This window comes from Chlorobium sp. (assembly GCF_036528655.1).
GTDB lineage: Bacteria > Bacteroidota > Chlorobiia > Chlorobiales > Chlorobiaceae > Chlorobium.
This window is the reverse complement of record NZ_JAIGND010000012.1, coordinates 46,208-70,891: the sequence shown is the minus strand read 5'-3', so window position 1 is coordinate 70,891 and position 24,684 is coordinate 46,208. Positions and strand designations below refer to the sequence as shown.

Here is a 24,684-nt window from a genome sequence, read left to right as displayed (position 1 = left end):
ACTCGAACAATGGGAATATACGACTCTCCTTACGTAAATAACGGAGAGAACCGGAGACGCCATGTGCTTTATTGCGAAACCGGCATGGATGGTTCATACTCCCGGATCAGATCGGCGATGGTGGTCGATGCCATGAGATCCTGAATGCGGTTCTGAAGATGGCGCATATAACCGCGATAGTTGCAATGCCCGGCAATTTCGCAGCTATCGGGTTTTATAACGCATCGGGTGAGGTGCGGATTTCCTTCGATGGCTACGCCTATCTGGGCTACAGTAATTTCCTCCGGCGGCATCCCCAGACGATATCCGCCCTTCACTCCCTGCACCGAGGCGACGATTCCGGCTTTTTTCAGGCATTGCATCGCTTTCGAAAGAAACTCCGGGGAAAAGCCTATGAGGTCCGCCATCTCCTTTACGGTTACTACCCGACCTGCCCCTTTTGTTGCAAGATAGGTAACCGCATGCAGTCCGTATTCGAATTTTCTTGAAACCTGAAGCATATAAAAGTACAATAATTTTTAAAGCGCGCATGACAACCAATTGCTAATAAAACACCGAAGATTGCAATTAGTTTGATGCATCGTATATTTTTATGCATTCTTTTCAGAAAGAGATCTTCGGCACCTGTCGACAAACGGCATGGCAACGACCCGATAGCTCAAAATACCATACAGTTTCCGATCATGACCCACCCACCAGTGAAAGATCAGTATTTCCTCTGGCAGCTTTCTGCCGAGCATGAAGCGAAAATCCGTTACCATGAATACGGTTGCGACGAAAATCACAATAAACCGCCGCTTCTGTTCATCCATGGATACGGGGCGATGATCGAACACTGGAAGGAGAATATTCCACGGTTTGCAGGAAGTCGCAGAATCTATGCGATGGACCTCATCGGATTCGGCAAATCGCAGAAGCCGAACGTCCGTTACAGCCTGGAGCTTTTTGCCGCGCAGATCGAAGCGTTCCTGCATCTGAAAAAGCTCGACGATGTGATTCTTGTGGGTCATTCGATGGGCGGCGCGGGCAGCATTTATTACGCTCACCTCCGTCCCGAAAAGGTTCGCGCGCTGGTGCTTGCAAACCCGTCGGGGTTGTACGGCGACAGCATGGACGGCATGGCAAAGGTTTTTTTCGGACTTGTCGGTTCGCCGATGATCGGGGAGGTGCTTTTTACGGCTTTCGCAAATCCGGTCGGCGTCAGCCAGAGCCTGGTTCCGACTTACTACAACCAGAACAAGGTGGATCTGAAGCTGATCAACCAGTTCGCCAGACCCCTGCAGGATACAGGGGCCGTCTGGTCGTATCTCTCTCCTTCGCGGCGTCCGCAGGATTTCACGCTCGATCACCTCACCAAACCCTGCCGCTATCAAGGCCAGGCTTTTCTCGTCTGGGGAGCGGAGGACAGCGCGCTTCCTCCGCACAGAATCATTCCCGAGTTCCAGCAGCTGCTGCCGCAGGCCGGGGCGTTCATCATTCCCAAAGCTGCGCATTGCATCCACCACGATGCCTCCGAGGCTTTCAATGAAAGGCTTGAAAGCATTCTCGATACGATAGTCGGCTAATCGGTGTATCCTCTCGTCCTGCCGCCGGTACTGAACCGGATGTCCTCGAGTTGAGGCGCTTTCAGGCCGATCTGGAAGTAGTAGCTGTTGAACTCGCCGGAGGGCACCCACTGGAACCCCATCTGCCAGCAGTGCAGGTCGCGGTAAAGCTGGAGCATCGGAAATACGAACTCGTTTCGCTGGATATCGTAGCCGGTATTGATGCCGACCTGCCAGTTTTTCGACAGGGCGACTTTTGCCGACATGTTGAGCAGCGTGGTCGTTTCGGCCTCTTTGAGGGGATCGGTTCTGTCGGAGAGCAGGTAGAGCGACATGCGCAGACGCCAGGGAAGGGCGAAGTCGATATCGCTGAAGTCGCCGGCATCGAACCGTTCGCGGAATATGGCCTGTTCGGCGCGCATCGCCTCGGGACGCCCCGGAAGGCCGTTGCGGTTGCGGCCTTCGAGGTTCATGCTCATGTTGAAATACCCTTTCACGAACCGAAGCAATCCCCCTCCGTCTTCAGCCGCGAATCGGTCCACCCGGTCGCCCGTCAGAGGATCGTAGTCGTAAAAGTCATAGAGCGCGCCGGCGCTCATGAGAAAATTCGGGAAGAGCGCGCTGCTCGACGCCGTCACCAGCAGAGGAGTCCATGGACATTCTCCGGCGGAGAAGTTATAGGCGGTCGAGGCGGAGAGCGTGAAGAGGTGCAGGGTACGATCGCCTCCGGCAAAGCCTTCCGGAGAGCTCAGCCTGCCGTGAAAGAGGTTTTTCAGGGTCAGTCCGACGGTATTCTGCCCTTCGGGTATATCGGCGTAGACCGAATGCTCGAAGCGGTTGTACCGATCGTAGCCGCTGCCGTTGAACACGGTGGAGTAATAATCGAAAGAGGTTCCCCTGAAATCGGGGTTCCAGGTCCAGGACAGAGTGGGAATGAGGGTATGACGCAGGGCTTTCAGGCCTGCGAGCCTTTCCAGGAAGGGGGTATTCATGCTCGCATAGAGCCGGGTGGAAAGGTCGGCGCCGATATGCCAGGTCGAAAATCCTTCGGTGCCGGTACGCTCGTCGGTAACGACGTTCGAGCCGTCGTAGTATCTGAGGATGTCGTTTCCGACGAGGTAGTGGTTGAAATAGATGCCGGCGTTGACGTTGAAATGGCTGAAGAGCGTCGATTGCACGCGAAAGGGCAGCTGCAGCCTCAAGCCGTAACGGTCGTCGCCATAGGCTTCGTCTTCGAGGAACCTGCCCTGAAGGGTGATGCCCTGGGTGAAAAGCGCCTTGCTGCCCGGGGAATACTCCTTGAAATATCCCGCTTCCATAGCTGCGTCGGCAAGATAATCCCATGAGTCGCTGCCGGCACTGGAAGCGTAGAGCGCCCGCAGCGAGCCCCCCGAGGTTATGGAGAGCCGGTCGCGCCAGTCATCGAGGCTGCCGAGTCTGCCGGAACGGAACGGATAGAAGCGGTTCTGGTAAAAAGCGGCGGCGGCGAGCTGACTTTCGTCGCTGCTTCTCAGGTCATCGGTACGCTGATAACTGATGAGGGCTATACTGTTCTCGTCGTCGAAGGTCCTGGCGTATGATGCGTAGGATTCGGCCTGCTCGTTGACGACCGTTCCGCTATCGATGGCGTCGAGATCGTAACTGCGGTCTCCGCCCTGGAATCGAAGCCGTGCGTCGAGGGAGGAGGATGGATCGAAATCCTGGTGATGTTCGAAGCGAAAGCTCCAGCTGTTGAACTCCTCGAAATCCGGGTCGCCGGAGTCGCCCCTGAAGTATCGTTCGTATTCGCCTTCGAGCATGCCGGTGAAGTTGTACCGGCTGTTGTAACGGAACCGCTCGGCAAGCCTCCAGCTTCCGTTGAATGCGATATCGCCTTCGATACGCAGGTCAGTGTAGTCGCTGATGGCCCAGTAGTAACCGAGATCCGAAAACGAGTAGCCCCGGTCGCCGTCGTGGCCGAAGCGGGGAATAAGCACCCCGGAAGAACGACCTTCATGCAGCGGAAAAACCATGAACGGAAGGGGCAGTATGGGAATGGCCGGCAGCCGTTTCGAAAAGATTTCCGGCCGGATGTACATGATGAAGGGCTTTGCGATGATCCTGCTGCCGGGAATGATTTTCATGTAGTCCGACGATATCCAGTAATGCGGTTCAGGGTCGTCGCAGGTGGTGAAGGTACCGTCGCGGATGACAAGCTCGCCGTTTTCAAGCCGGCTCACCTGCTGTCCGCCGAAAATAACACCGGACGAACTCGATGTGAGGTTGGTGGTTTCGCCGCTGCCCGAGGAGAAGGCATAGGTGATCCTGTCGGCATTGAAACTGCCCTCCCGGTTGCTGAATACCGCAGGTTCGGCCGTCCCTTGAGCTTCTGCTCCGCTGCCGTATGCGTGAATGGTCGAACTGCCGAAGTCCACCGTTATTTTCGGAGCGCTGACGGTAGTGGAATCGCGTTCGATTCGCGCTTTGCCCCGCAGTTCCATGGATTTCGCACCGAAATGGTAGATGAGGGAATCCCTGGCGGAAAATGCGGTGATGCTTTCACGGGCCCCGGCCGACGACGGCAGATTGCTGCCGGAAACAACGTCGGTTTCGGCAGCAGCGGCAGCGCCGTACGGTAAATGCATCGCAAGAACCGCCGCCAGCAGCATGACATGCCTGCCGACAGTCACGGGCCTACTCTCCGGATCGGATGGACAAGGGTATCTTTCATAGGTATCTCTCGAAAAGTTTCAATATATTAATTTTATTGTTGCCTAAGCGTCGCCTTTTCTGCGCTTGATGCTTCCGGGCCTTTTGCACCCGACTCATTTCAGTAAATTTTCGCTGCTGCTTCATGTCCTCGTCGCCTTATTCAGCTCCCGATGAAAGGGGGCACTTCGGTATGTTCGGAGGGAAGTTCATTCCCGAAACGCTCATCAGAAACGCCGCCGATCTCGAATCTGAGTACCGGAAATCGAAAACGGATCCCGCTTTTCAGGAAACGCTCGGCAAACTCCTGCGCGATTATGTGGGCCGCCCGACTCCGCTCTATCATGCCGAACGGCTCAGCGCAAAGGCCGGAGGCGCTTCGATCCTGCTCAAGCGCGAAGATCTGTGCCACACCGGCGCGCACAAGATCAACAACGCGCTCGGCCAGGCGCTCCTGGCCCGCCGCATGGGCAAGCGACGCGTTATCGCCGAAACCGGCGCCGGCCAGCACGGCGTCGCCACGGCAACGGTTTGCGCGCTTTTCGACATGCAGTGCATCGTTTACATGGGAGAGGAGGATATCCGGCGCCAGGCCCCGAACGTCGCGCGCATGAAACTCCTCGGCGCCGAAGTGCGGCCGGTGATTTCGGGATCGAGGACACTCAAGGACGCCACAAGCGAAGCCATCCGCGACTGGATGAACAACCCTGAAGAGACCTTCTACATTATCGGTTCCGTGGTGGGCATGCACCCATACCCGATGATCGTGCGCGACTTCCAGGCCGTGATCGGCCGTGAAACGCGGGAACAGGTGATGGAACAGGCCGGAAAACTGCCCGAGGTAATTACCGCCTGCGTCGGCGGAGGCAGCAACGCCATCGGCATGTTCCACGAGTTTCTCGACGACGTGCCGAAGGTGGAACTGGTCGGCGTGGAGGCTGCTGGCGAAGGTCTCGAGGGACGGCACGCGGCATCGCTGACGAAGGGCGAACCCGGCGTGCTGCACGGCGCCATGACAAGGCTGCTGCAGACCGAAGACGGCCAGGTGCTCGAAGCCCACTCGATCTCGGCCGGACTCGATTATCCCGGCGTCGGCCCGGAACACTGCTATCTGCAGGAATGCGGACTCGTCAGCTACACCTCGGCTACCGACCGCGAAGCGCTCGACGCCCTGAAGACGCTGGCCGAAACCGAAGGAATCATCTGCGCGCTCGAATCGGCCCATGCCGTTCATTACGCGCTGAAGAGAGCGGCAACCATGCAGAGGGATTCGATCCTTGTCGTAAACCTTTCAGGCCGCGGCGACAAGGATATGGGCACAATCATCGAGAGCCTCGGCCTGTGAGCGCCCGCATCGCGCAGGCGATTGACTTGTGTATGTGTTACGAACTGAAACAACAGTGACGACAAGGGTTACAGGAATAAAAAAACAAGAAAATCCGGCTTTGCTTTTTTTCCTGTTGCACGAAAAAAAAAAAATCCCTATAATTAGCCCACTCTTTCAGATGCGGGAATAGCTCAGTTGGTAGAGCACAACCTTGCCAAGGTTGGGGTCGCGAGTTCGAGTCTCGTTTCCCGCTCCGGAAAACAGAAAGCCCCGGTATCGACCGGGGCTTTTTTCGTTCAGGATCGCTTCCGACAGACAGGCCAGGCTCAACAGTCCGCCCGGGTTTTCAACCGATCAGACGATGGCTTTTTGTTTTTTTTGTTATATTCTGACCCTTCAGGACTCCGATGTCAAATCCACGTCGTCGCGGTCATGATCTTTCGACAGCACACGGAGAGGTGCGAGAGCGGTTGAATCGGGCGGTCTCGAAAACCGTTGTGCGAGCAATCGTACCGTGGGTTCGAATCCCACCCTCTCCGCAGCAAACCCCGCGAAAGCGGGGTTTTTGCATTCAGGGTGGGATGAGAACCCAATCTCTTGGGTTCGAAAACGGCAACGCCGTTTCGACGGCGAGCGAATGCGAGTCCGCCCCGAAGGGGTGAGGGCGCAAGCCCGAATCAATCCCACCCTCTCCGCCAAATGGCAGTTCAAAGCTGTCTCATGTAGTCCGAAAAGCCCTGATTTTACAGGGCTTTTCTTGTTTTGGGGTCTGATATTGTCTGGATTGGTATAGTGAAGTCCGGGGTTTTTGGTGGTGTTTTTTGTGGTAGATGCCATCAATCAAGGGGATTTCGGATACCTCAGGATCACATTCGAACCGATGCAGAAACGACTCCTCAAAAGCGCGGTTTGAGCCTGCATGCATAACCCGGCGCCATGATGGCTCCCGGAGATTGCTTTTGTTTTATGTAATTGCGAGCATTCCCCTTCTTTCTTTTCCTGACCGTTGTTGTTGTTCATGCAATATCGTATTATATACCCTTACCGGGTATAGGTATATAATACGATGAGCACAGGGCACCCAATTGAATCAATGTACTTATGGCAAAAGTCAGACATATAGCTCCTTCCGCCGCTTTTGAAATGACAAGGAAAGGGGCGCTGCTGGTCGATGTTCGCGAAAAAGGCGAGATCGAGAGGAAAGCTTTCGATGTTCCGGAGGTGATGACGGTGCCACTCAGCAGATTCGAAAGCCTCTATAGGGAAATCCCTGCTGACCGGAAGGTGGTTCTGGTCTGCCGAAGTGGCAACCGGAGCACGACAGCGACAGCTATGCTGATGAGCCATGGCTACAGGAACGTGGCGAACCTGCAGGATGGCATTATCGGCTGGGAGCGGGCCGGACTGCCGGTAAGGAAGAAACAGGATCAGAACATCCTTGGCCGCTTGCTGAAGCGGTTCGGCAGGCAACCTTGACCCATTGCTTTATCCGAGCTCAAAGGAGGTTATGCCGTAGGTTCGCGGCAATCCGATCTCCGGAGCTTCTCCCCTATACATGCGGGCGGTTTCGAAGACCGGATGCATGCCGTGCCGATCCACCAGGGCAACAGCCTCGATGTTCGCCATTGGAATATCGAGAAAGAACGATTCGGTTTCCGGCACTCCGGCCTTGAGCGATACAAAAAGATCATCAGCGATTTCCGGCGTGTCGGCAAAGAGCGGACCGATCTTGTATCCGTTGCGGCAGGGACGCGCCACTCCGTATCCGGCAAGTCTGCCGCCATTCATCACGCAGTGCGACTGCGTACCGGGACGGCTGATCCAGCATTCGAGGAATGCTTCGCGCGCTTCGGCGAAGAACTGCCGGTCGTAGCCGTACAGCTCCGTTTTCGGCACCGATCCGACGGGAATCACGCCCGGAGCTGTTTCCCCGCCGCCCTTTCCTTCGTAGCGGGCGTTGTTCCAGGCGAGACTGAAACCTGACTTGCGATAGTTCTCCTGCCGGGCAATCACGCCGTCAAGACCCACGGTTCGCCCATCGAGGCGTTCAAGGCCGGCGTTCCATACCTGCAGACCATACCCTTTGCCGCGGCAATCGGGCCTGACGATATAGAAGCCGAGAAATCCGAACGAACTTCCGTAGCGGACAACGGATATCGCGGCAACCTGCTCGTCGCCGAGCCATCCCCCGACGAAACCGTTCGTATCGGCACGCCAGAAGCAGTCTGCGTCATGTATACCGGGGTTCCACCCTTCGGCTGCAGCCCAGTCTACCGCCATATCGACCTCTTTGCGGGTCATGGTCCTGATGATGAGATCGTTTTTCATGGTTTGCGTCGTTTTGTCGATTTCCAGTTCCACATGCCTGTATCGTCCCTGATCTCTTCGCAGACCAGAAGTACATGGTCGAGTTCTTCTCTGCGAAGCCCGCTGTGCAGCGAAAAACGCATGAGCGCTCTGTTCTTCGGCGTAGCCGGGGCGCAGAACACCGATCCGAAAACGTTGCGGTCCTCGAGTGCGTCTCTGAGCAGTTCGGTTTCAGGCTCGGTGCCGGGTTCGAGAGAAATAATCTGCGACTGGCTGACGATCGCGTATCCGAGGTCAAGCAGACCCTGACGCAGGTACATGGCGTTTTCGTGCAGTTTCCTGCGCCGTTCGTCGCCCATTCTGATAATTTTCAGCGTTGCCGACAATCCGGCGATTTCGTGCGGCAGGAGAGCGGAACTGAATATTGCAGGATGAGCCATGTAGGGGTAGCATTGGGCAAAGCGCTTCGAGCAGAATATGATGCCTGCCCTGCCGGCAAAAGCTTTGGCGAGACTTCCGGTGATGAAATGCACCCTGTCGGTGAGACCGAGAGCAGCCACAAGACCCCGTCCCTCGGGACCATGGGTGCCGAGGGAGTGCGACTCGTCGACTACGGAAATGCAGTTGTATCGGTTCGCAATATCGACGATATCGGCCAGCGGCGCTATGTCTCCGGTGGTACTGTAAAGCGAATCCACGAGAATTATGCCCTGTCCGTGCCGCTGGATGAGTTTTTCAAGGTGTGCGGTATCGTTGTGCAGAAAGGTATGAAACGGCGCGCCTGCGGACTTGATTCCCTCCCACAGGGACATGTGGGTCAGAAAGTCGATATAGACCGGCGTGCTGCTGTCGGCGATAACCTGCATGAGGCCTACGTTTGCAGCCCATCCGGACTGGCAGAGAATCGCGCTCTCGAATCCGGCAAACCCGGCAATATCGGATTCGAAAATCGCCTTGTCGCTGCCGTCGTGCATGAAGACCGCCGACATCACCATCTCCTGCCCCGCCTGCTCGAGCTTTTTGATCTGGGCGCACGAAATATCGGGATGCATCGAAATATTCAGATAATCGTTACTCTGGAGAATAATGGCATCCGGACCGGGTTTTCTGCCAAGAACGAGGGGTTTGCCGTTGAAGCGTGTATGAATGGACTCCTTTTCAAATGCACTCAACCGATTTTCAAGAAAATCCGGAACTGCGAGGATTAAGCGGTCTTCCGGGCAGCTGTTGACCGTATTCGGTATTTTTCCATCTTTTCCGATCATCGTATCGCTCCTTAGGTTTGATCAAATCCCTTCCTGTTATTATTATTGTAATTATGGCATCTGAAATCGTCCATGGCAATCGCAGAAAACCGCCCGACGACCATTTCTGTAAAGGTAACTATCTCAGTATATGCTGATAGTTTGTGTCCGGTTATAATTTACAGAAAAGCCATATTCGGCAGAAAAAGAACGCTCCTGCCCATACCATGGAATTGCACGTCAGGTGACGCATAATCGCAGACAAAAGGTATCGGGAGCACAGGAAACGCATGAGAACCGGAACGTGACCGGTAGGAATTTTCTCTATTGCCACATGTAGTTACAGGGAGAAACTGATTGCGTGCAGAAACGGTTCAACTAATGAAACAAACACCGAACCCCTTCCCCTTTGCCAGTATCCAGTCGAGGCGTCCAGAAATGTTTTTTCAATGCAGAAACTGAAACAGAAAGCGATAGATATTGTCGAACATGCGGAACCGAATATGGGCATTATCGGACTGTTCGGTATTCTCGGGTATCCGGTTTATTACCTTATCTGGACCTATATTTTTCCGCAGCCTTACGAGAACCTGTCGTTCAGGATTCTCTGTGCGTTCATATCTCTCCCCTGGGTGCTCTACCGACAACTGCCGAAACAGTGGAAGAAGCTGTTTCCGGTCTATTTCTTTCTGTCGCTTTTTATTGTCATGCCCTTTTTTTTCAGTTTCATGATGCTGAAGAACGAATGGTCGCTGGTATGGGCGATGTCGTTCATGGCCGGTACATTTCTGCTGACGCTGTTCATCTTCGACTGGATGATCATCTTCATCATGACCCTGTCCGGATTTCTTGCAGCCTATGCCGCGGTACTGTTTCTTGATGGCGCGGTATCTTACGCATACTTCACTCCCGAATACATTCCGATCTTTCTTTTCTCCATATCCGGCGGCATCATCGCCAATCACAGAAGGCAGCTTGCGCATCAGAGCAGGGTATCTCTCCTGCAGAGCCTCAGCGGCAGCATCGCCCATGAAATGAGAAATCCGCTCAGCTCCATAACCAATGCCATGAGCTCGCTGCAGGCTATTCTGCCGAACAAGCCGCACAGCAGCGATTCGGAAGGCAGAGTCGATCTGAGCTGCTCCGGCCTGATCAATATCCACGATGTTATCGAAGAAAGTACGGCAACGATACGAAGGGGCAATAAAATCATCGATTCAATTCTGGCCAGCCTTCAGGATGGATCGGTGGATATCAACAATTTCAAAAGGCATTCGGCAAAAACCATTATCCACACGGCCATAAACAGTTACGGTTACGGCTCCGCTGAGGACAAGGCGCTTGTTACCAATAAGGCTTCGGACAACTTCGACTTTTTCGGCGACAAGGATCTGTTCATCTATGTTTTGTTCAACCTGATGAGAAATGCGCTCTATTACAAGAGCCGTCCGGGCTTCAGTATCGAAATAGCGACGGAATGCGGAAGTACCTGCAACTTCGTCAAAGTCAGGGATTACGGACCGGGAATACCGGCAACGAAACGGGCAAGGATTTTCGACCGGTTTTACACGTATGGAAAAAGCGGAGGTAACGGTCTGGGACTCTCTTTCTGCAAAAGAGTGCTGCAGGCTTTTGGCGGCGACATAAGCTGCGACTCGGAAGAAGGCCGCTGGACGGAGTTCACCATCAGGCTTCCCGCATATCATTCGAAAACGGTTATCGATCTGAAAAAAGAGATCATGAAAAGCAAAAGGATCCTGATGGCCGACGATCAGGTGAGCAACCGACTGCTGCTTGCGAAGTATGTTTCGGAATGGCAATGTCCTTTCGACGAGGCGGAGAACGGCAAACAGGCACTCGAAATGGCGGCACTCCGTCGCTATGACCTTATATTCATGGACTTTGAAATGCCCGAACTCAATGGCGATTGCGCAATAACCCGGCTGAGATCGGCAAAAAACATCGAGCCGTCGATCGCCATGCATTACCTTCAGGCGCCGGTCATCGGCATAACGGCCCTTCCTCAGTCCGAAGCCCGTATGCGCGCAGCGAAGTGCGGGATGAACGAAATTCTCTCGAAACCGATCAGAAGACCCGATATCGTGGGTGTTTTCGAGCGGTATTTCTTCTCGGAAACATCGACGATATCGTCGGAACAGGAGGATACCATCTGCGGCAGCAGAATCCTGCTGGTGGACGACAATGAAACGAGCCGGAAGTTCATGAGCATGATTCTCGAGCATTACGGCTGCCTGACCGGACAGGCCGAAAACGGCGAAGTCGCTCTGGAACGCCTCGAACTTCAGGATTACGATCTCATCATTATGGATATGGAAATGCCGGTCATGAACGGCCTGCAGACAGCACGAGAAATCCGTAAGGGAGACCGGTTCACGCGATTCAGAAAGTTCGATACCATCCCGATCATCGCGATCACCGGCAATACCGATACCGAAAACATCGCCAGATCGAAGGCGGCAGGGATGAACCATCATATCGGCAAACCGGTTTTCAGGGACGAACTGATATCGGTGATAACCTCCTGGCTTACCTGCAGAATCGAGCCGGACAGCCTCAGGCAGAACGGAGTACGGAAGGCGCCTGAAGAGAAAAACTTCTGGGAAACTATCGCCGGGGAAAAAATCCTTGACCGGTCGATCATCAGCAGCCTGATGGAAACAGGCGGCAACGAGCTGGTCACGAGCATACTGCGGCTCTATATTGACGATACGAAGGAAATTCTGGAGAGACTCGGCTCTGCAGTATCTTCAGGCGATATAAAGAGCGTCGATATGCTCATTCATACGCTGAAAGGCTCTTCGGGAAGCTGCGGAGCGAACCGCTTGTATATTCTGACCCGTTATATAAACGAATCCACCAGAAAAGGCAGATGGCCGGACAACGACCGCTGGATTGCCGTGCTTTGGCAGACATTCAACGATACCTCCGGCGCTATATCGACTATGCTCGAAAATAAAGTGATCGATGGGTAAACGCATCCTGATCGTCAAGAACATTGCCAGAGAGGGTCCGGGACTGCTGGAGCCTGTTCTCGAAAGACACTGCGTCGCATATACGGTGTGCGATGTTTCGCGAGGCGATACGATTCCCGATCCGCTTGCCTGCGATGCTCTGGTCATCCTCGGAGGGCCGCAAAGCGCTGACGACGACACTTCTGCCATGCGAATGGAGCTCGACATGGCCGGGCGAGCCCTGCAGGCCGGAATGCCCTGCCTCGGCATATGCCTCGGGCTGCAGGTGATGGTCAAAGCCGCCGGTGGTCTGGTTACGGCAAGCCCCGTAAGGGAGATCGGCTTTTTCGACCCTGAAGGCAGCCCATACCGCATGGAACTGACCGGCGAAGGAATAAATGATCCGTTGTTCCGGAACATGCCGGAATCGTTCCGTGTGTTCCAGCTGCACGGGGAAACCGTGGACATAACCGGATCGATGAGATTGCTCGGCGTCGGCATGCATTGCAGGAACCAGGCTGTCCTGGTCGGGCCCAAAGCTTATGGGCTGCAGTGCCATTTCGAACTTACTGCCGACATGCTGATGGAATGGTCGAGGCTCGATCCCGACCTGCAGAACACCGGAAGCGATATCCTCTATGAACAGTTCGAGGCTATCCGGAAGGAGTATACCGAAACGGGAATCGCCCTGATGACGAATTTCCTGAAAATCGCAGCAATAGCCTGATTCCGCAGAACCAGACTATTGCTGCGCATCGAAAGAGCCTATGCGATAACAAGGTCGATGGTACGCCGCTGCATATCGACAGTATGGACCTTCACCTTTACCCGCTGGCCGATCTGCAGCCGTTTTTTGCGGCGTTTGCCGATGAGAGAGTAGGTTGTTTCGTCGTATTCGTAATAATCGTCGGTAAGGTTGCGCATGTGCACGAGACCTTCGATGGCGAAATCGACCATCCTGACGTAAATGCCGTATTCGGTCGCTCCTGAAATCACCCCCTGATAGACCTTGCCGAGATGGCCGGCCATATACTCGACCTGCTTGAGTTTGATGGATTCGCGCTCGGCTTCGACCGCGCTTTTTTCGCGCTCGTTGGAGATGCGGCTGACAACCCTGATTTTCTCTTCGAGTTCGGCAAGACGTTTCGGGCTGATTTTCTTTTTCTTGCTGCGGAGATGCTCGTATTCGAAGAGCAGCCGATGCACGACAAGATCGGGATAACGGCGGATCGGAGAGGTGAAGTGCGTGTAGTGCGAAAAACCGAGCCCGTAATGGCCGCTGTTTTCGTCAGTGTAGATGGCTTTCGACATGCAGCGAAGCACCAGTTCGTTGACGAGAAACTCCACATTGGTGCCGTGCACCTGCTGCAGCAGCTGGCGAAGCGCTTTGGCCATTACCACCGGACCGGTTTTCTCCCGGTTCAGCTTCAGGGTGTAGCCGATCTTTCTGACAAAGTTTGCGAGTATGACTACACGCTCATGCTGAGGCGAATCATGCACCCGGTAGATTACCGGCTGCGCATTCTTCTTGCGCTCGCGGAAGGTTCTGGTGAGATATTCGGCGACCTTCCGGTTCGCCAGCAGCATGAACTCTTCGATAAGCCGGTGGCTCGACAGCCGCTCCTTTTTGATCACTTCGACAGGCTCGCCTTTGCTGCCGAGCCTGAAGCGGACCTCCTCCGTTTCGAAATCGAGTCCGCCATGGAGGAAACGTTCTTCGCGGAGCCGGACGCTGATTTTTTCGAGCAGCTGCAGTTCCATGGCATAATCGCCTTCGCCTTTCAGGATAATATCCTGGACATCCTCGTAGGTAAAACGCCGCTTCGAATGGATAACGGTTTTATGGAACTCGTGCTCCTTAACCTCCCCGCTCTCCGTCATGGTAAAGAAAACGCTGAAGGCCATACGATCCACGCCGGGATTCAGGCTGCAGATCTGTTCGGATAACCTGGAGGGCAGCATGGGAATGACGCGGTCTACCAGATAGACCGATGTGGCGCGTTTCATGGCTTCGCGGTCAAGCGGCGAATTTTCGGGCACGTAGTGCGAAACGTCGGCTATGTGCACGCCGATGCGGTAAAGGCCGTCTTCGAGCGGTTCGACCGAAAGAGCGTCGTCGAAATCCTTTGCGTCAATGGGATCGATAGTGAACACCGTTTTGTCCCGGATATCGAGACGTCCTTCAAGGTCGGCGCCGGCGATGCCTTCCTGGATGGACTCGGCGAACCGGACGATCTCTTCGTCAAACGTTTCGTCGATGCCGTGGTTGCGGGCGATGGCGCTGACTTCCACCCGGGACTCGCCGGCGGCGCCGAGCACTTCGAGCACCCTGGCCTGTATGATGCCGGGCTTGCGGAAATCGAGATCACCTGCCAGCACTTTCTGACCGTCTTTCGCGCCGCCAGCCTGCTTGATGGGGATGGAGATTTCCGGCAGCAGCTTGCGGTCGTCGGCCTTGAGGGTGAACTTCCGGTTCGCCCGAATAAGCGTGCCGACAATGGTGTTCAGTTTACGGCTGACGACATTGACGACGATGCCTTCGCACCGCTGGTGAGGAGTTGATTTCGTCGTGTAGGTTTCAGGCACGGTCGTCACGACAACCTCGACTTCGTCGCCGTGTATGGCTGAGTTCATGTCGCCGGATTTGATGAAAATATCGTCGTCGAAACCCTCCACATCAATAAACCCGTATCCGTTGGGATGGGTGGAAAGCCTTCCCGTATAGGTCTGGTCGACCCTGAACTGCTCCTTTCCGGGAGCCGGAAACTGTTTGGTGTGCTCCAGCAGATCTTCATAGGTGGCGGGCTCGAGACACTGCATGCCGTAACAACGGTTGGAGTCCTTGTCTACCGTTCCGTCTTCCTGCAGTTTGTGAAGCACGTACCAGAAACCGGGCAGCTGCCGGGATTCGGTGTAACCCATGATTTTTGCAAGTTCGACTGACCTGAACCTTTCACCTTCGTGGTCGGAGAGAAAATTGACGATTTCAGCGGCAAGAGAGCTTTCTCCCCTCTTGAAAAGAAATTCGTTGATAAGGATGTGGTCATTCGGACGGACCCTGTCCGCGCTCTGCGACGGATTAGTCCTGTTTCTCTTTTTTCCCGATGCTCCGGGCTTGCGGTTATGACGCTGTCTTGCCACTCTGAATAATTTTTAATGTGTATTGTGTGCCGGGGCCGAGGACTCTTCAGAACGGGGGGCAGCCATTCCGAGAAACCATAAGAATCTTTTCCGCGTTAGTACTAAACCTTTAATCGGCACATTCGTCCTTTCCTGCAACGGATGACTGGAAATCCTGTAATACAAAACCTGCAGAAACCAACAAAACACCTTAACATAATGAAAAGAAGCCACAAATTCAGCGTTCCGGCAGTGGTTTTCATGATTGTCGCACTGCTCATGCCCGACTATTACGCCTCAGCCGCAGAAAAAGGAAGTCCGGCCGTCGGCATCCTTGCGGTTACAATCGGCAATCAGGTATGGATGAGAGATAATCTCGACGTTACCCGTTACCGGAACGGCGACGAAATTCCGCAGGTACAGGATCCCCTGTTGTGGAACAGCCTGAAAACCGGGGCCTGGTGCTATTACGAAAACAGAAGCGAAAACGGAGTGACCTACGGTAAGCTTTACAACTGGTATGCGGTGAACGATCCGAGAGGTCTTGCTCCCCAGGGGTGGCATGTTCCGACGGATGCCGAATGGCAGCAGCTTGTAGAAGCGACAGGAGGTGAAAAAGCATCGGGAACGAAGCTGAAATCGATGGTGCTGTGGAAGGCTCCTGTCGTAGGAGCCGATAACAGCAGCGGTTTCACGGCAATTCCGGCAGGATACCGGAGCAGCAACGGGGACTTTCACCTTATGGGCACCAACGCCAGCTTCTGGAGCGCTACGGACAACAATGGTTACGCTGCATGGCACAGACAGCTGTTCAACGCTTATTCTGCCGTCTACCGGGTGAGCAGCAGCAAGTCGCTCGGGCTTTCGGTACGCTGCCTCAGAGACTGAGGCAGCATAGCAATACCGAGGCTCACGAGGTTGTCATACCATACCCGGCATGATCGGCGCCCTGGTGAGCCTCATCCTGTTTTTTGCACTCGGGGCAGATCACGTGCAGCACAACGCGCTTGTCGATAACCGTGAACGTATCGGAAAGATTTTCAGGAATTGAAATCCCGTCGTACCCCTCATGCCTGAAATCGAAAATCCGTCCGCACCTCACGCAATGAATATGATGGTGGCTTTCCGTATCGGGATCGAACCGCCTGACGCCAGTCGTCGACTCCACGATGGCTATGAGCCCCTGAGCAGCAAACGTCAGAAGAGTACGGTTGACGGTCTCAAAGGAAATGCCGGGAAAGTCTTTCCTGATCCGGCGGTAGACGTAATCTGCCGAAGGATGATCGGGACATCCCTTCAGGAGAGAGTAAATCGCCGTCCTCTGAGGCGTTACCTTCAAATTGTGCTCCCTGCAGAAGGCAAAAAAACGTTCGAGATCGCCCTGAACTGTGTTTACTTCTGCCATAACCTTATCCTCCATCTGTTCATAGCATTGCGGGAACCTCTATAACGCAGCAAGCGACCGGATTGCCCGGGTTGGCCGGTAATGGAAATCCTCATGTACCTGCCTGTACACTCCGGTCTCCCTTGCGTCAGCCTTGCGCGTTGATCTTTCATCGCACTTTTCAGAGTTTCCCATTATGTTTTTAAACTGTTCCTGCTCTCGGGGGCTTAAAACAGGATTTTTTTAATCTCATTATAAATATAACAATTATGAACTCGCATTCCGCACCGCCTGTTCATGAAAAGATAAAAAAAATCTAAAAAGGATTTGCTCTTATTTGAGAATATTTCTATAATACAGGAGTTCGTTGCAGAAGTACATCACGTTTCTTAACAAAACATTCAAGGAGGATCACAATCATGTCGGAACATATCGAAGACCAGTTTTATTACAGCGAGGCGGGCATGCCGCTGCTCGGAGACGCTTTTCCGGAAATGCAGGTGCAGACGACCCATGGACAGATGAACATTCCCGGCGATCTCAAAGGTTCATGGTTCGTGCTTTTCAGCCATCCGGCGGATTACACTCCGGTCTGTACGACCGAGTTCCTCGCTTTTCAGGAACGCGTGCCGGATTTCGACAAGCTCGGATGCAAACTCGTAGGCATGTCGGTCGATCAGGTGTTTTCGCATATCAAATGGGTTGAGTGGATCAAGGACAACCTCGATACCGAAATCACGTTCCCCATCGTTGCAGCCAACGACCGCATCGCAATGCAGCTCGGCATGCTGCATCCAGGCAAGGGCTCCAATACAGTCCGCGCCGTGTTCGTGGGCGACCCGGAAGGCAAGGTCAGACTGATCCTCTATTATCCGCAGGAGATAGGCAGAAATATCGAAGAGATCGTGCGTGCCGTCAAAGCCCTTCAGGTTTCCGACAGCAACAAGGTTGCCATTCCGGCAAACTGGCCGGAGAACACCCTCCTGAAGGACCGGGTGATCATTCCGCCGGCAAACAACATCGAAGATGCGAAAAAACGCCCGTCGCAGTACGACTGTTATGACTGGTGGTTCTGCCATAAGTCGCTCTGATGCTCCGGGGAAAACCGGAAATCATAACGATAAAAGCCGGAAGACTGCCCGTCCTCCGGCTTTTATCGTTTTCGGATGGTCTTTTTGCCGCCTCCGTATGCGCCGACAGAATGCGGTTATCGGTTTCTTTCTTTCCGGAGCAGCTTCTTTGCCGGCGCGTAACCTGAAGACGCTGAACGCTGCAGATCGGCAAGCATGCCGTCGCGGTCTCCAAGTTCGCCGAGCATGATGCCTTTTAAAAACAACGCTTCGGGATAGTTTTTTCTTCTTTCAAGCGCGCCGGTGCAATCGGCAACGGCACCGGCGTAATCGTTCAGCTTGACTTTTACAAGGGCACGATTGTAATATATTTCCGGATTTTCGGGGTTCAGGGCTATAGCTTTATCATAATCGGCAAGCGCTCCCGGGAAGTTTCCTGTTCTGATCCGGGAAACAGCCCTGCCGATAAACGCTTCGCGATAGTTTCCGTTAATGGAAATCGCCCTGTCGAAATCCAGAAGCGCTGCCTTATGGTTCCCGAGTATCGCACGGGACGTGCCGCATCGGTAAAAGGGTTCGGCGTAGCCTGGCTGCAATGCGGTGAGCTTAAGAAAATCACGGAGCGCACCTTCATGATCGCTGAGACTCTGGCGGGAACAGCCGCTGTTGTAAAAAGCTTCGGGATAGTGAGGCTTGAGGGCAATGGCGGTGGCGAAATCGTCAAGCGCTCCGACATGATCGCCAAGCGCAGCTCTGGACAGTCCAAGGTTGTTGTAGACTTCAGCCTGAACGGCGTTGATCCTGAGCGCCTGGTTGAAATCGGCGATCGCTTCCTGGTGCCTGCCTGTTGCCGCAAAAACAAGTCCCCGGTTGTTGTATGCCTCGGTCAGCGCGGGTTCGATACCGATGGCTTTGCTGTAATCGGATGCTGCTCCTTCGGCATCGCCGGATGCCGCTTTGCAAAGTCCCCTGTTGTTGTATGCTTCGGCACGCCCGGGATTTATTTTCAACGCCTCGCTGTATGCTTCGGCGGCGCCGGAAAAGTCGCCTTTCCGGAATTTGACTGCGGCGTTCATGAGAATCGCATCCTCACCCGACGAGGACGCGAATGCCTGCACCGGCAGGGTAAAAATCTGCGTCAGAAACAGAAGAAGCAGATATGGCACTAACGTGTTCATCGGAATAAAGGGGATAGATAGAGAATGCTCAACCACGAATGGTCATGACGTACCGGTCTCAGGCTCGCCTTTGCGTATGCGGTAAAACCGCACGCAGTATTCCGCAAAGGAATAGGAGAGCATGAGCACGGAGAGGTACATGAAAAATTCCTGAATCGGGTAACGCTCAAAGAGGGGATGCGGCCAAACCATGGTGATGAACATGATCGAAACGAAACCGACGGCCCACTTGCCCGGCCAGAGCGATGTCGTGAGCACCTTGTGCCGATAGCGGATGTACGCCGCGCCGGAAAAAATCAGCATATCGCGCAGGATGGCGAAGAGCACGAACCAGAGAGGAAGCTTTCCGATCCAGAGGAAATAAAGCGCGGCGCTGGCAAGACAGAGCTTGTCGGCGAGAGGATCGAGAATCTTGCCCATCTCGGACACCTCGTTTGTCCATCGGGCGGCCTGCCCGTCAAACCAGTCGCTCAGCACGGCAACGATCATAAGGATGATGGCAATGGTGAGCTGGCCGGCATGATAGTAGTATATGAACCACGGAATCAGCAGGATTCTCAACAGGCTGAGAAAGTTCGGAAGATTGAAAATATGGCCTTCCACAGATTCTATCGGTTTATATTCTCGTTCTCATGACAAGGGCAGGCAAACCGGCCGCTCATCCTTCAGCGTATGATCATATCCGGCCGCGACTCGACGAACTGCGCCCAGTTTTTCCGCTTCGCGCCGCCTGATGCGGAGTGAACACGTATCTCCGGCAACTTGTTCCCTCCCGTTTTAAGCAGATCGCAAAGAGCGATTCCGAGCGCATCGGTCATATCGAAAGTTGCCGGCCCGGAATCGAAACGAAGCATGCCGCGTACCATGCAGGCCACCTGCTGCTTGCCGGCGGAACCTCTTCCGGTAACAGCAGCCTTGACCTCGCGGGGAGCATACTCGCGCAACTCCACCTTACGGTTCATAGCAAGCGCAATAATGGCTCCCCTGACCTGCCCGAGCTTGAGAGCCGACTGGACGTTCCTGTTTAAAAAAACTGTTTCAAGGGCAAGGCACCCGGGATGGAAGGCTTCCATGACCAGTTCAAGCTCGCGATATATCTCGCCTATCCTTTCGGGATAGCTTTTCCGGCGATTCAGCCGGATCACGCCGCATGCAAGAACATGAAACCCTGCCGCATCTTTCCGGATAACGCCGTATCCGGTATACAGGCTACCGGGATCCACCCCGAGCACAACCATGCGTCTATTATCCGTTTAAACTGTTCATCGCCTTTTCGCTGATTTCCATATTGCTGTAGACGGCCTGAACATCGTCGTTATTTTCAAGCGCGTCGATCAGCCTGATGACTTTTTCGGCGTCTTCCGCTTCGAGTTCGATATAGTTTTCGGGTACGAGATCGACCCGCGCGTTTTCATAAGCGATCGACGCATCGTCGAGAGCTTTTTTGGCGGATTCAAGATCGCGCAGATCGGTGAGCACCGTATAATATGTTTCGTCGTCGGTATCGAGGTCTTCAAGGCCGGCATCGATAAGCAGTTCCATCAGCGCGTCTTCTTCGATCGCGCTTTTCGGGACATCGATCGATCCCTTGCGCTGGAACATCCAGCCGACGCTGCCACTTTCGCCGAGCGAACCATTGTTGCGGCTCATGATATGGCGGATTTCGGCAACCGTCCGGTTGCGGTTGTCGGTTGCGGTTTCTATGATGAGGGCGATACCTGCGGGGCCGTATCCTTCGTAGGTTATCTCGTCGTAACTGGCGCCTTCGAGTTCGCCGGTTCCCTTCCTGATCGCCCGCTGGATGTTGTCCATAGGCATGGAGTTGGCGCGAGCCGTATCGATTGCCAGTCGAAGCCTGGGATTACCTGAAGGATCGCCGCCGCCCATTTTTGCGGCAATGGTGATCTCCTTGACCAGTTTCGTGAAGAGATTGCCTCTTTTCTGATCGGTTGAGGCTTTTTTCCTTTTGATGGTGGCCCATTTACTGTGTCCGGACATAATAAAGATATCACTGATTTTAAATTCCCTGGAATATCCCCCGTTTTCGATATTTGACCGTATATTCTTTTCAGAACATAGAGAAGAGGGCTGCCGACGCGACCGGAAAACGGTTTCCATTGAAAGCTACGGCTCTGCCGCAAGTTAACTACAAGAACAAAGAATGACAAACCCGATGATCGCCTATCAGGGAGAACCAGGAGCGTACAGCGAGATCGCCGCGCTCAGGCTCGGAGAACCGAAACCCTGCGAAACCTTCGACGAAGTATTCTCCGCGGTCGAAAGCCGCGAAGCCGACTTTGCGGTCATCCCCATCGAAAATTCGCTTGGAGGCAGCATTCATCACAACTACGACCTGCTCCTCCAGCACCCTGTTGCAATTGTCGCGGAGACTTTCGTAAAAGTCGAGCACTGCCTGCTCGGGATTCACGGATCTTCGGCAGAACATGCCGTGAAAGTGCTTTCGCATCCGCAGGCGCTTGCACAGTGCAGAAATTTTTTCACCTTGCATCCCCACCTGAAGGCAGAGGTCGCCTATGATACCGCCGGAAGCGCGAAAATGATCGCAGCCGAAGGCGATCCATCGAAACTTGCGATCGCGTCGAAACGTGCCGGAGAGCTATACGGACTGGAAATCCTCCAGGAAAACCTCGCCGACGAGGAGTGGAATATCACCCGGTTTTTCTGCATCGCCCATGCCGAAGAGGCCGCGAACCCGATCATGAAAAGCCGGCCCGACGTCTCGCAGCCGAAAACGTCGATCGTCTTTACCCTGCCGAACGAACAGGGATCGCTCTTCAAGGCTCTTGCGACGCTTGCGTTGCGGAACATCGATCTGGCGAAAATCGAATCGCGCCCTTTCAGAAAAAAGGCTTTCGAATATCTTTTCTATATCGATATTATCGGGCACCGCGAGGATCCGAACATCGAAAACGCGCTTCGCCACCTGGGAGAATTCGCAACCATGGTCAAAGTTCTGGGCAGCTACGGAGTGATTGCATGACGGACGAACGGCAATTCGATTTTTTCAGTGATACGTATCATGCCGCGGTTGCCGGAGCGACGCCGTCGGAACGGAAAGGGAAACCCGGACTCTTCCTCCTCGACGGCATGGCTCTGGTTTACCGGGCATTCTTCGCTTTGCAGCAGGCCGGCATGAAAACCCGCGAGGGCATTCCAACCGGAGCAATACACGGCTTTGCGTCGACGCTGCTGAAAATTTATGAAACCTGGCATCCGGACTATCTTGCCGTTGCGTTCGACAGCCGTGAAAAAACCTTCCGGCACGACCTGTACGAGCCTTACAAGGCGAATCGTCCTGCTCCACCCGAAGATCTGCTTGCGCAGATCGAGGCGATTATCGGTCTTATCGGAGCATTCGGCGTACCGCTTATCAAAACGCCGGGATACGAAGCCGACGACCTGATAGGATCTGCAGCAAAACAGTTCTCGGAACGCTGTCAAGTCTTTATCGTCTCGCCCGACAAGGATCTCGCCCAACTGGTGCACGAGGGCGTCACCATGCTCAAGCCGTCCAGGAAACAGAACGATCTCGAACCGTTCGGACGAAAGGAGATCGTCGAACAGTTCGGCGTGGAACCCGAGCGGTTCGTCGATCTGCTCACCCTCTCCGGCGACACCTCCGACAACATACCCGGCGCGAAAGGCATCGGCCCGAAAACCGCTGCCGCCCTGCTTACGAAATACGGTTCGCTCGAGGGTATCTACAACCATATCGGGGAACTCGCCCCGAAAACGCGCGCAAGCCTCGAGGCGTTCAGGCCTCAGCTCGATCTCGTGCGCCGGTTGGTCACCATCGATTCGGGCATCGACCTTGCGCTCGATCTGGAGCAGCTTGCCTGCAGGACTCCCGACAGGAAGAGGATTTTTCCGTTTCTGAAAAAATTCGAACTGAAAAGCATAGCCGCACGCATGCAGGTAGCTTTTCCCGGCATCGCTGCCGTTTCCGAAGAAGAAAGCGCCATGGAAGGCGCTGTACATTCAGGGGATCAGGCCGGCGACGAACCGCTTCTTTCGCCCCTCGAGGGGGCGTCCTACCGCATGATCGATACGCTCGAAGAGGTCGGCGAGCTGGTCGGCCGGCTCGAAAGGTCGGAATCGTTCGCAATCGATACGGAAACGACAAGCCTCGATATTTTTCAGGCCGAACTTGTCGGTGTTTCGTTCTCGATCGAACCGAAAGAGGCTGTTTTCGTCTATTTCGGCAGAAACGGGCTCGACGTGCGCCATGCACTCGACATGCTGAAACCGACTCTGGAGAAACCGGGTATCGGAAAAACCGGCCAGAACCTGAAATACGATATGCTCGTCCTGAAGAACTACGGTATTTCGCTCTCTCCGGTATCGTTCGATACCATGCTGGCGAGCTACGTGCTCGATCCGGAGGAAAAACACAACCTCGACGACCTTGCCGCACGACACCTTTCCATCAGAACCACGACGTTCGACGAACTGACCGGCGAGGGAAAAAAGCGGATTCCTATCCACGAAGTACCTCCGCCGCGGCTTTCGGACTACGCCTGCCAGGATGCGGACGTGGCGCTGCGGCTCAAAGGCGTTTTCGAAACAAGGCTTCAGGAAAACGACCGGCTGCTCCACCTGTGCAGGAGCATAGAATTTCCGCTTGTCGAAGTGCTTGCCGGAATGGAATATCAGGGTATTTCGATCGATACCGCTCACCTCGAAAAGACCGCGCTTTTCGTCAACGGCCAGATCGGCGATCTGAGAGAACGCATCTTCGCTTCGACCGGATCGGTCTTCAACATCGATTCTCCGAAGCAGCTTTCCCATATTCTTTTCAACGTGCTTGGCCTTCCTGCAGGAAAAACCACGAAAACCGGTTTTTCGACCAATGTCGAAGTGCTCGAAGAGCTTGCCCCTCTCCACCCTGTGGCAGTCGACCTTCTCGAATACCGCAGTCTGCAGAAACTCAAAACCACCTATATCGATGCGCTGCCGAAAATGATCAATCCTCGAACGGGCCGCCTGCACACCTCGTTCAACCAGCATATTACCGCTACCGGCAGACTCTCGTCGTCCAACCCGAACCTGCAGAATATCCCGGTGAGGACCCCTGCAGGAAAAGAGATCCGTCGGGCATTCATCCCTTCGAACCCGGAGAATCTCATCCTCTCGGCGGACTATTCACAGATCGAATTGCGCATCGCGGCCGAAATTTCGGGAGACGAAAAGCTTATCGAAGCATTCCGCCGCAGGGAGGATATCCACAGCTCGACGGCAAAAACGATCTTCAACACGGAAACGATCACTCCGGATATGCGGCGCAAAGCCAAGGAGATCAACTTCGGCGTGCTTTACGGCATTCAGCCTTTCGGGCTGTCGAGGCGATTGAACATTCCGCAGAAAGAGGCGAAAGAGATAATCGATATCTATAAATCGAAATATCCGGATCTGTTCGCCGCGCTTGACGGCATCGTCGAGGAGGGCCGGAAAAGAGGGTTCGTCTCAACCCTGCTCGGACGCCGCAGATATATGGCGGACCTTGTCAGCAGCAACAGCATCCGCAGAAAAGCGGCAGAACGCGCAGCCATGAACACCCCTATTCAGGGGACAGCCGCCGATATCATCAAATATGCGATGAACCTCTGCAGCATGAGGATGAAGGAGCAGGCGATGCAGTCGGTCATGCTGCTGCAGGTACATGACGAACTGCTTTTCGAAACGCCGCCCGGCGAAAGAGCGGCTATGGAAGCTCTTGTCGTTGATGCCATGATCGAAGCCGCCCGGTATTGCGGTATGAAAACCGTTCCCGTGGAAGTCGATACCGGAACGGGAAAAAACTGGATGGAGGCTCATTAGCCCTTTGATTTA

19 protein-coding genes and 2 tRNA genes are annotated in these 24,684 nt (G+C 54.3%); 11 read left to right on the top strand and 10 right to left on the bottom strand.

Annotated features, from left to right (window positions below):
• Positions 1-68: 68 nt before the first annotated feature.
• Positions 69-500 (bottom strand): RrF2 family transcriptional regulator, encoded by a 432-nt coding sequence (locus tag K4305_RS04335; RefSeq protein ID WP_331561144.1) that lies wholly within the window; start codon positions 498-500, stop codon positions 69-71.
• Between the two features lie 183 nt (positions 501-683).
• Between K4305_RS04335 and K4305_RS04330 the strand changes: the two genes are divergently transcribed.
• On the top strand, positions 684-1,565 hold the full coding sequence (locus K4305_RS04330; RefSeq protein ID WP_331561143.1) for an alpha/beta fold hydrolase: 882 nt from the start codon (positions 684-686) through the stop codon (positions 1,563-1,565).
• Here the strand turns inward: K4305_RS04330 and K4305_RS04325 are convergent.
• Positions 1,562-4,213, bottom strand: coding sequence for a putative LPS assembly protein LptD (locus K4305_RS04325; RefSeq protein WP_331561142.1), 2,652 nt, complete (start codon positions 4,211-4,213; stop codon positions 1,562-1,564). The two genes, K4305_RS04330 and K4305_RS04325, sit on opposite strands and share 4 nt — an antisense overlap.
• 164 nt (positions 4,214-4,377) lie before the next feature.
• Here K4305_RS04325 and trpB point away from each other — a divergent pair, with 164 nt between their 5' ends.
• From trpB to K4305_RS04305, 4 genes are all read left to right on the top strand, one after another.
• Complete coding sequence (trpB, locus tag K4305_RS04320; protein WP_331561141.1) at positions 4,378-5,577, top strand: tryptophan synthase subunit beta; 1,200 nt, start codon at positions 4,378-4,380, stop codon at positions 5,575-5,577.
• 162 nt (positions 5,578-5,739) lie between these two features.
• Positions 5,740-5,812 (top strand) — tRNA-Gly (locus tag K4305_RS04315).
• A gap of 199 nt (positions 5,813-6,011) precedes the next feature.
• A tRNA-Ser gene (locus K4305_RS04310) sits at positions 6,012-6,098 on the top strand.
• Positions 6,099-6,660: 562 nt separating this feature from the next.
• Complete coding sequence (locus K4305_RS04305; RefSeq protein ID WP_331561140.1) at positions 6,661-7,035, top strand: rhodanese-like domain-containing protein; 375 nt, start codon at positions 6,661-6,663, stop codon at positions 7,033-7,035.
• A 9-nt stretch (positions 7,036-7,044) separates the two neighbouring features.
• Here the strand turns inward: K4305_RS04305 and K4305_RS04300 are convergent, their stop codons facing one another.
• Positions 7,045-7,887, bottom strand: coding sequence for a GNAT family N-acetyltransferase (locus tag K4305_RS04300; RefSeq protein WP_331561139.1), 843 nt, complete (start codon positions 7,885-7,887; stop codon positions 7,045-7,047).
• Entirely contained in the window at positions 7,884-9,131 is a 1,248-nt protein-coding gene (gene cqsA / locus K4305_RS04295; protein WP_331561137.1) for an alpha-hydroxyketone-type quorum-sensing autoinducer synthase, read from the bottom strand. The genes K4305_RS04300 and cqsA overlap by 4 nt, the downstream gene beginning before the upstream one ends.
• A 428-nt stretch (positions 9,132-9,559) precedes the next feature.
• On the opposite strand from cqsA, the gene K4305_RS04290 reads away from it, so the two are divergent.
• Complete coding sequence (locus K4305_RS04290) at positions 9,560-12,103, top strand: ATP-binding response regulator (RefSeq protein WP_331561136.1); 2,544 nt, start codon at positions 9,560-9,562, stop codon at positions 12,101-12,103.
• Entirely contained in the window at positions 12,096-12,809 is a 714-nt protein-coding gene (locus K4305_RS04285; protein ID WP_331561135.1) for a type 1 glutamine amidotransferase, read from the top strand. Before K4305_RS04290 ends, K4305_RS04285 begins: the two co-directional genes overlap by 8 nt.
• 38 nt (positions 12,810-12,847) lie before the next feature.
• Here the strand turns inward: K4305_RS04285 and rnr are convergent, their stop codons facing one another.
• A complete protein-coding gene (rnr, locus tag K4305_RS04280) occupies positions 12,848-15,223 on the bottom strand; it encodes a ribonuclease R (RefSeq protein ID WP_331561134.1) in 2,376 nt (791 codons plus the stop codon).
• A gap of 198 nt (positions 15,224-15,421) precedes the next feature.
• Between rnr and K4305_RS04275 the strand changes: the two genes are divergently transcribed.
• Positions 15,422-16,090: a fibrobacter succinogenes major paralogous domain-containing protein gene (locus tag K4305_RS04275; protein ID WP_331561133.1), complete on the top strand. Its 669-nt coding sequence runs from the start codon at positions 15,422-15,424 to the stop codon at positions 16,088-16,090.
• Positions 16,091-16,112: 22 nt separating this feature from the next.
• On the opposite strand, the gene K4305_RS04270 is transcribed toward K4305_RS04275, so the two are convergent.
• Entirely contained in the window at positions 16,113-16,607 is a 495-nt protein-coding gene (locus K4305_RS04270; protein ID WP_331561132.1) for a Fur family transcriptional regulator, read from the bottom strand.
• A gap of 398 nt (positions 16,608-17,005) precedes the next feature.
• Here K4305_RS04270 and K4305_RS04265 point away from each other — a divergent pair, with 398 nt between their 5' ends.
• Entirely contained in the window at positions 17,006-17,677 is a 672-nt protein-coding gene (locus K4305_RS04265; RefSeq protein WP_331561131.1) for a peroxiredoxin, read from the top strand.
• 116 nt (positions 17,678-17,793) lie between these two features.
• Here K4305_RS04265 and K4305_RS04260 read toward each other — a convergent pair whose 3' ends face one another.
• The 4 genes from K4305_RS04260 to K4305_RS04245 form a co-directional block, all read right to left on the bottom strand.
• Positions 17,794-18,834 (bottom strand): tetratricopeptide repeat protein, encoded by a 1,041-nt coding sequence (locus K4305_RS04260; RefSeq protein ID WP_331561130.1) that lies wholly within the window; start codon positions 18,832-18,834, stop codon positions 17,794-17,796.
• A gap of 42 nt (positions 18,835-18,876) precedes the next feature.
• Positions 18,877-19,437 carry a CDP-alcohol phosphatidyltransferase family protein gene (locus tag K4305_RS04255; protein WP_331561129.1) on the bottom strand — a complete coding sequence of 187 codons (561 nt, stop codon included), beginning with the start codon at positions 19,435-19,437 and terminating at the stop codon, positions 18,877-18,879.
• Between the two features lie 62 nt (positions 19,438-19,499).
• On the bottom strand, positions 19,500-20,072 hold the full coding sequence (gene ruvC / locus K4305_RS04250; protein WP_331561127.1) for a crossover junction endodeoxyribonuclease RuvC: 573 nt from the start codon (positions 20,070-20,072) through the stop codon (positions 19,500-19,502).
• Positions 20,073-20,079: 7 nt separating this feature from the next.
• Positions 20,080-20,832 carry a YebC/PmpR family DNA-binding transcriptional regulator gene (locus K4305_RS04245; protein WP_331561126.1) on the bottom strand — a complete coding sequence of 251 codons (753 nt, stop codon included), beginning with the start codon at positions 20,830-20,832 and terminating at the stop codon, positions 20,080-20,082.
• A gap of 163 nt (positions 20,833-20,995) precedes the next feature.
• Between K4305_RS04245 and pheA the strand changes: the two genes are divergently transcribed.
• Together pheA and polA are read left to right on the top strand one after the other, a co-directional pair.
• Positions 20,996-21,835 (top strand): prephenate dehydratase, encoded by an 840-nt coding sequence (gene pheA / locus K4305_RS04240; protein ID WP_331561125.1) that lies wholly within the window; start codon positions 20,996-20,998, stop codon positions 21,833-21,835.
• A complete protein-coding gene (polA, locus tag K4305_RS04235; RefSeq protein ID WP_331561124.1) occupies positions 21,832-24,672 on the top strand; it encodes a DNA polymerase I in 2,841 nt (946 codons plus the stop codon). Before pheA ends, polA begins: the two co-directional genes overlap by 4 nt.
• The last annotated feature ends 12 nt before the right edge of the window (positions 24,673-24,684 follow it).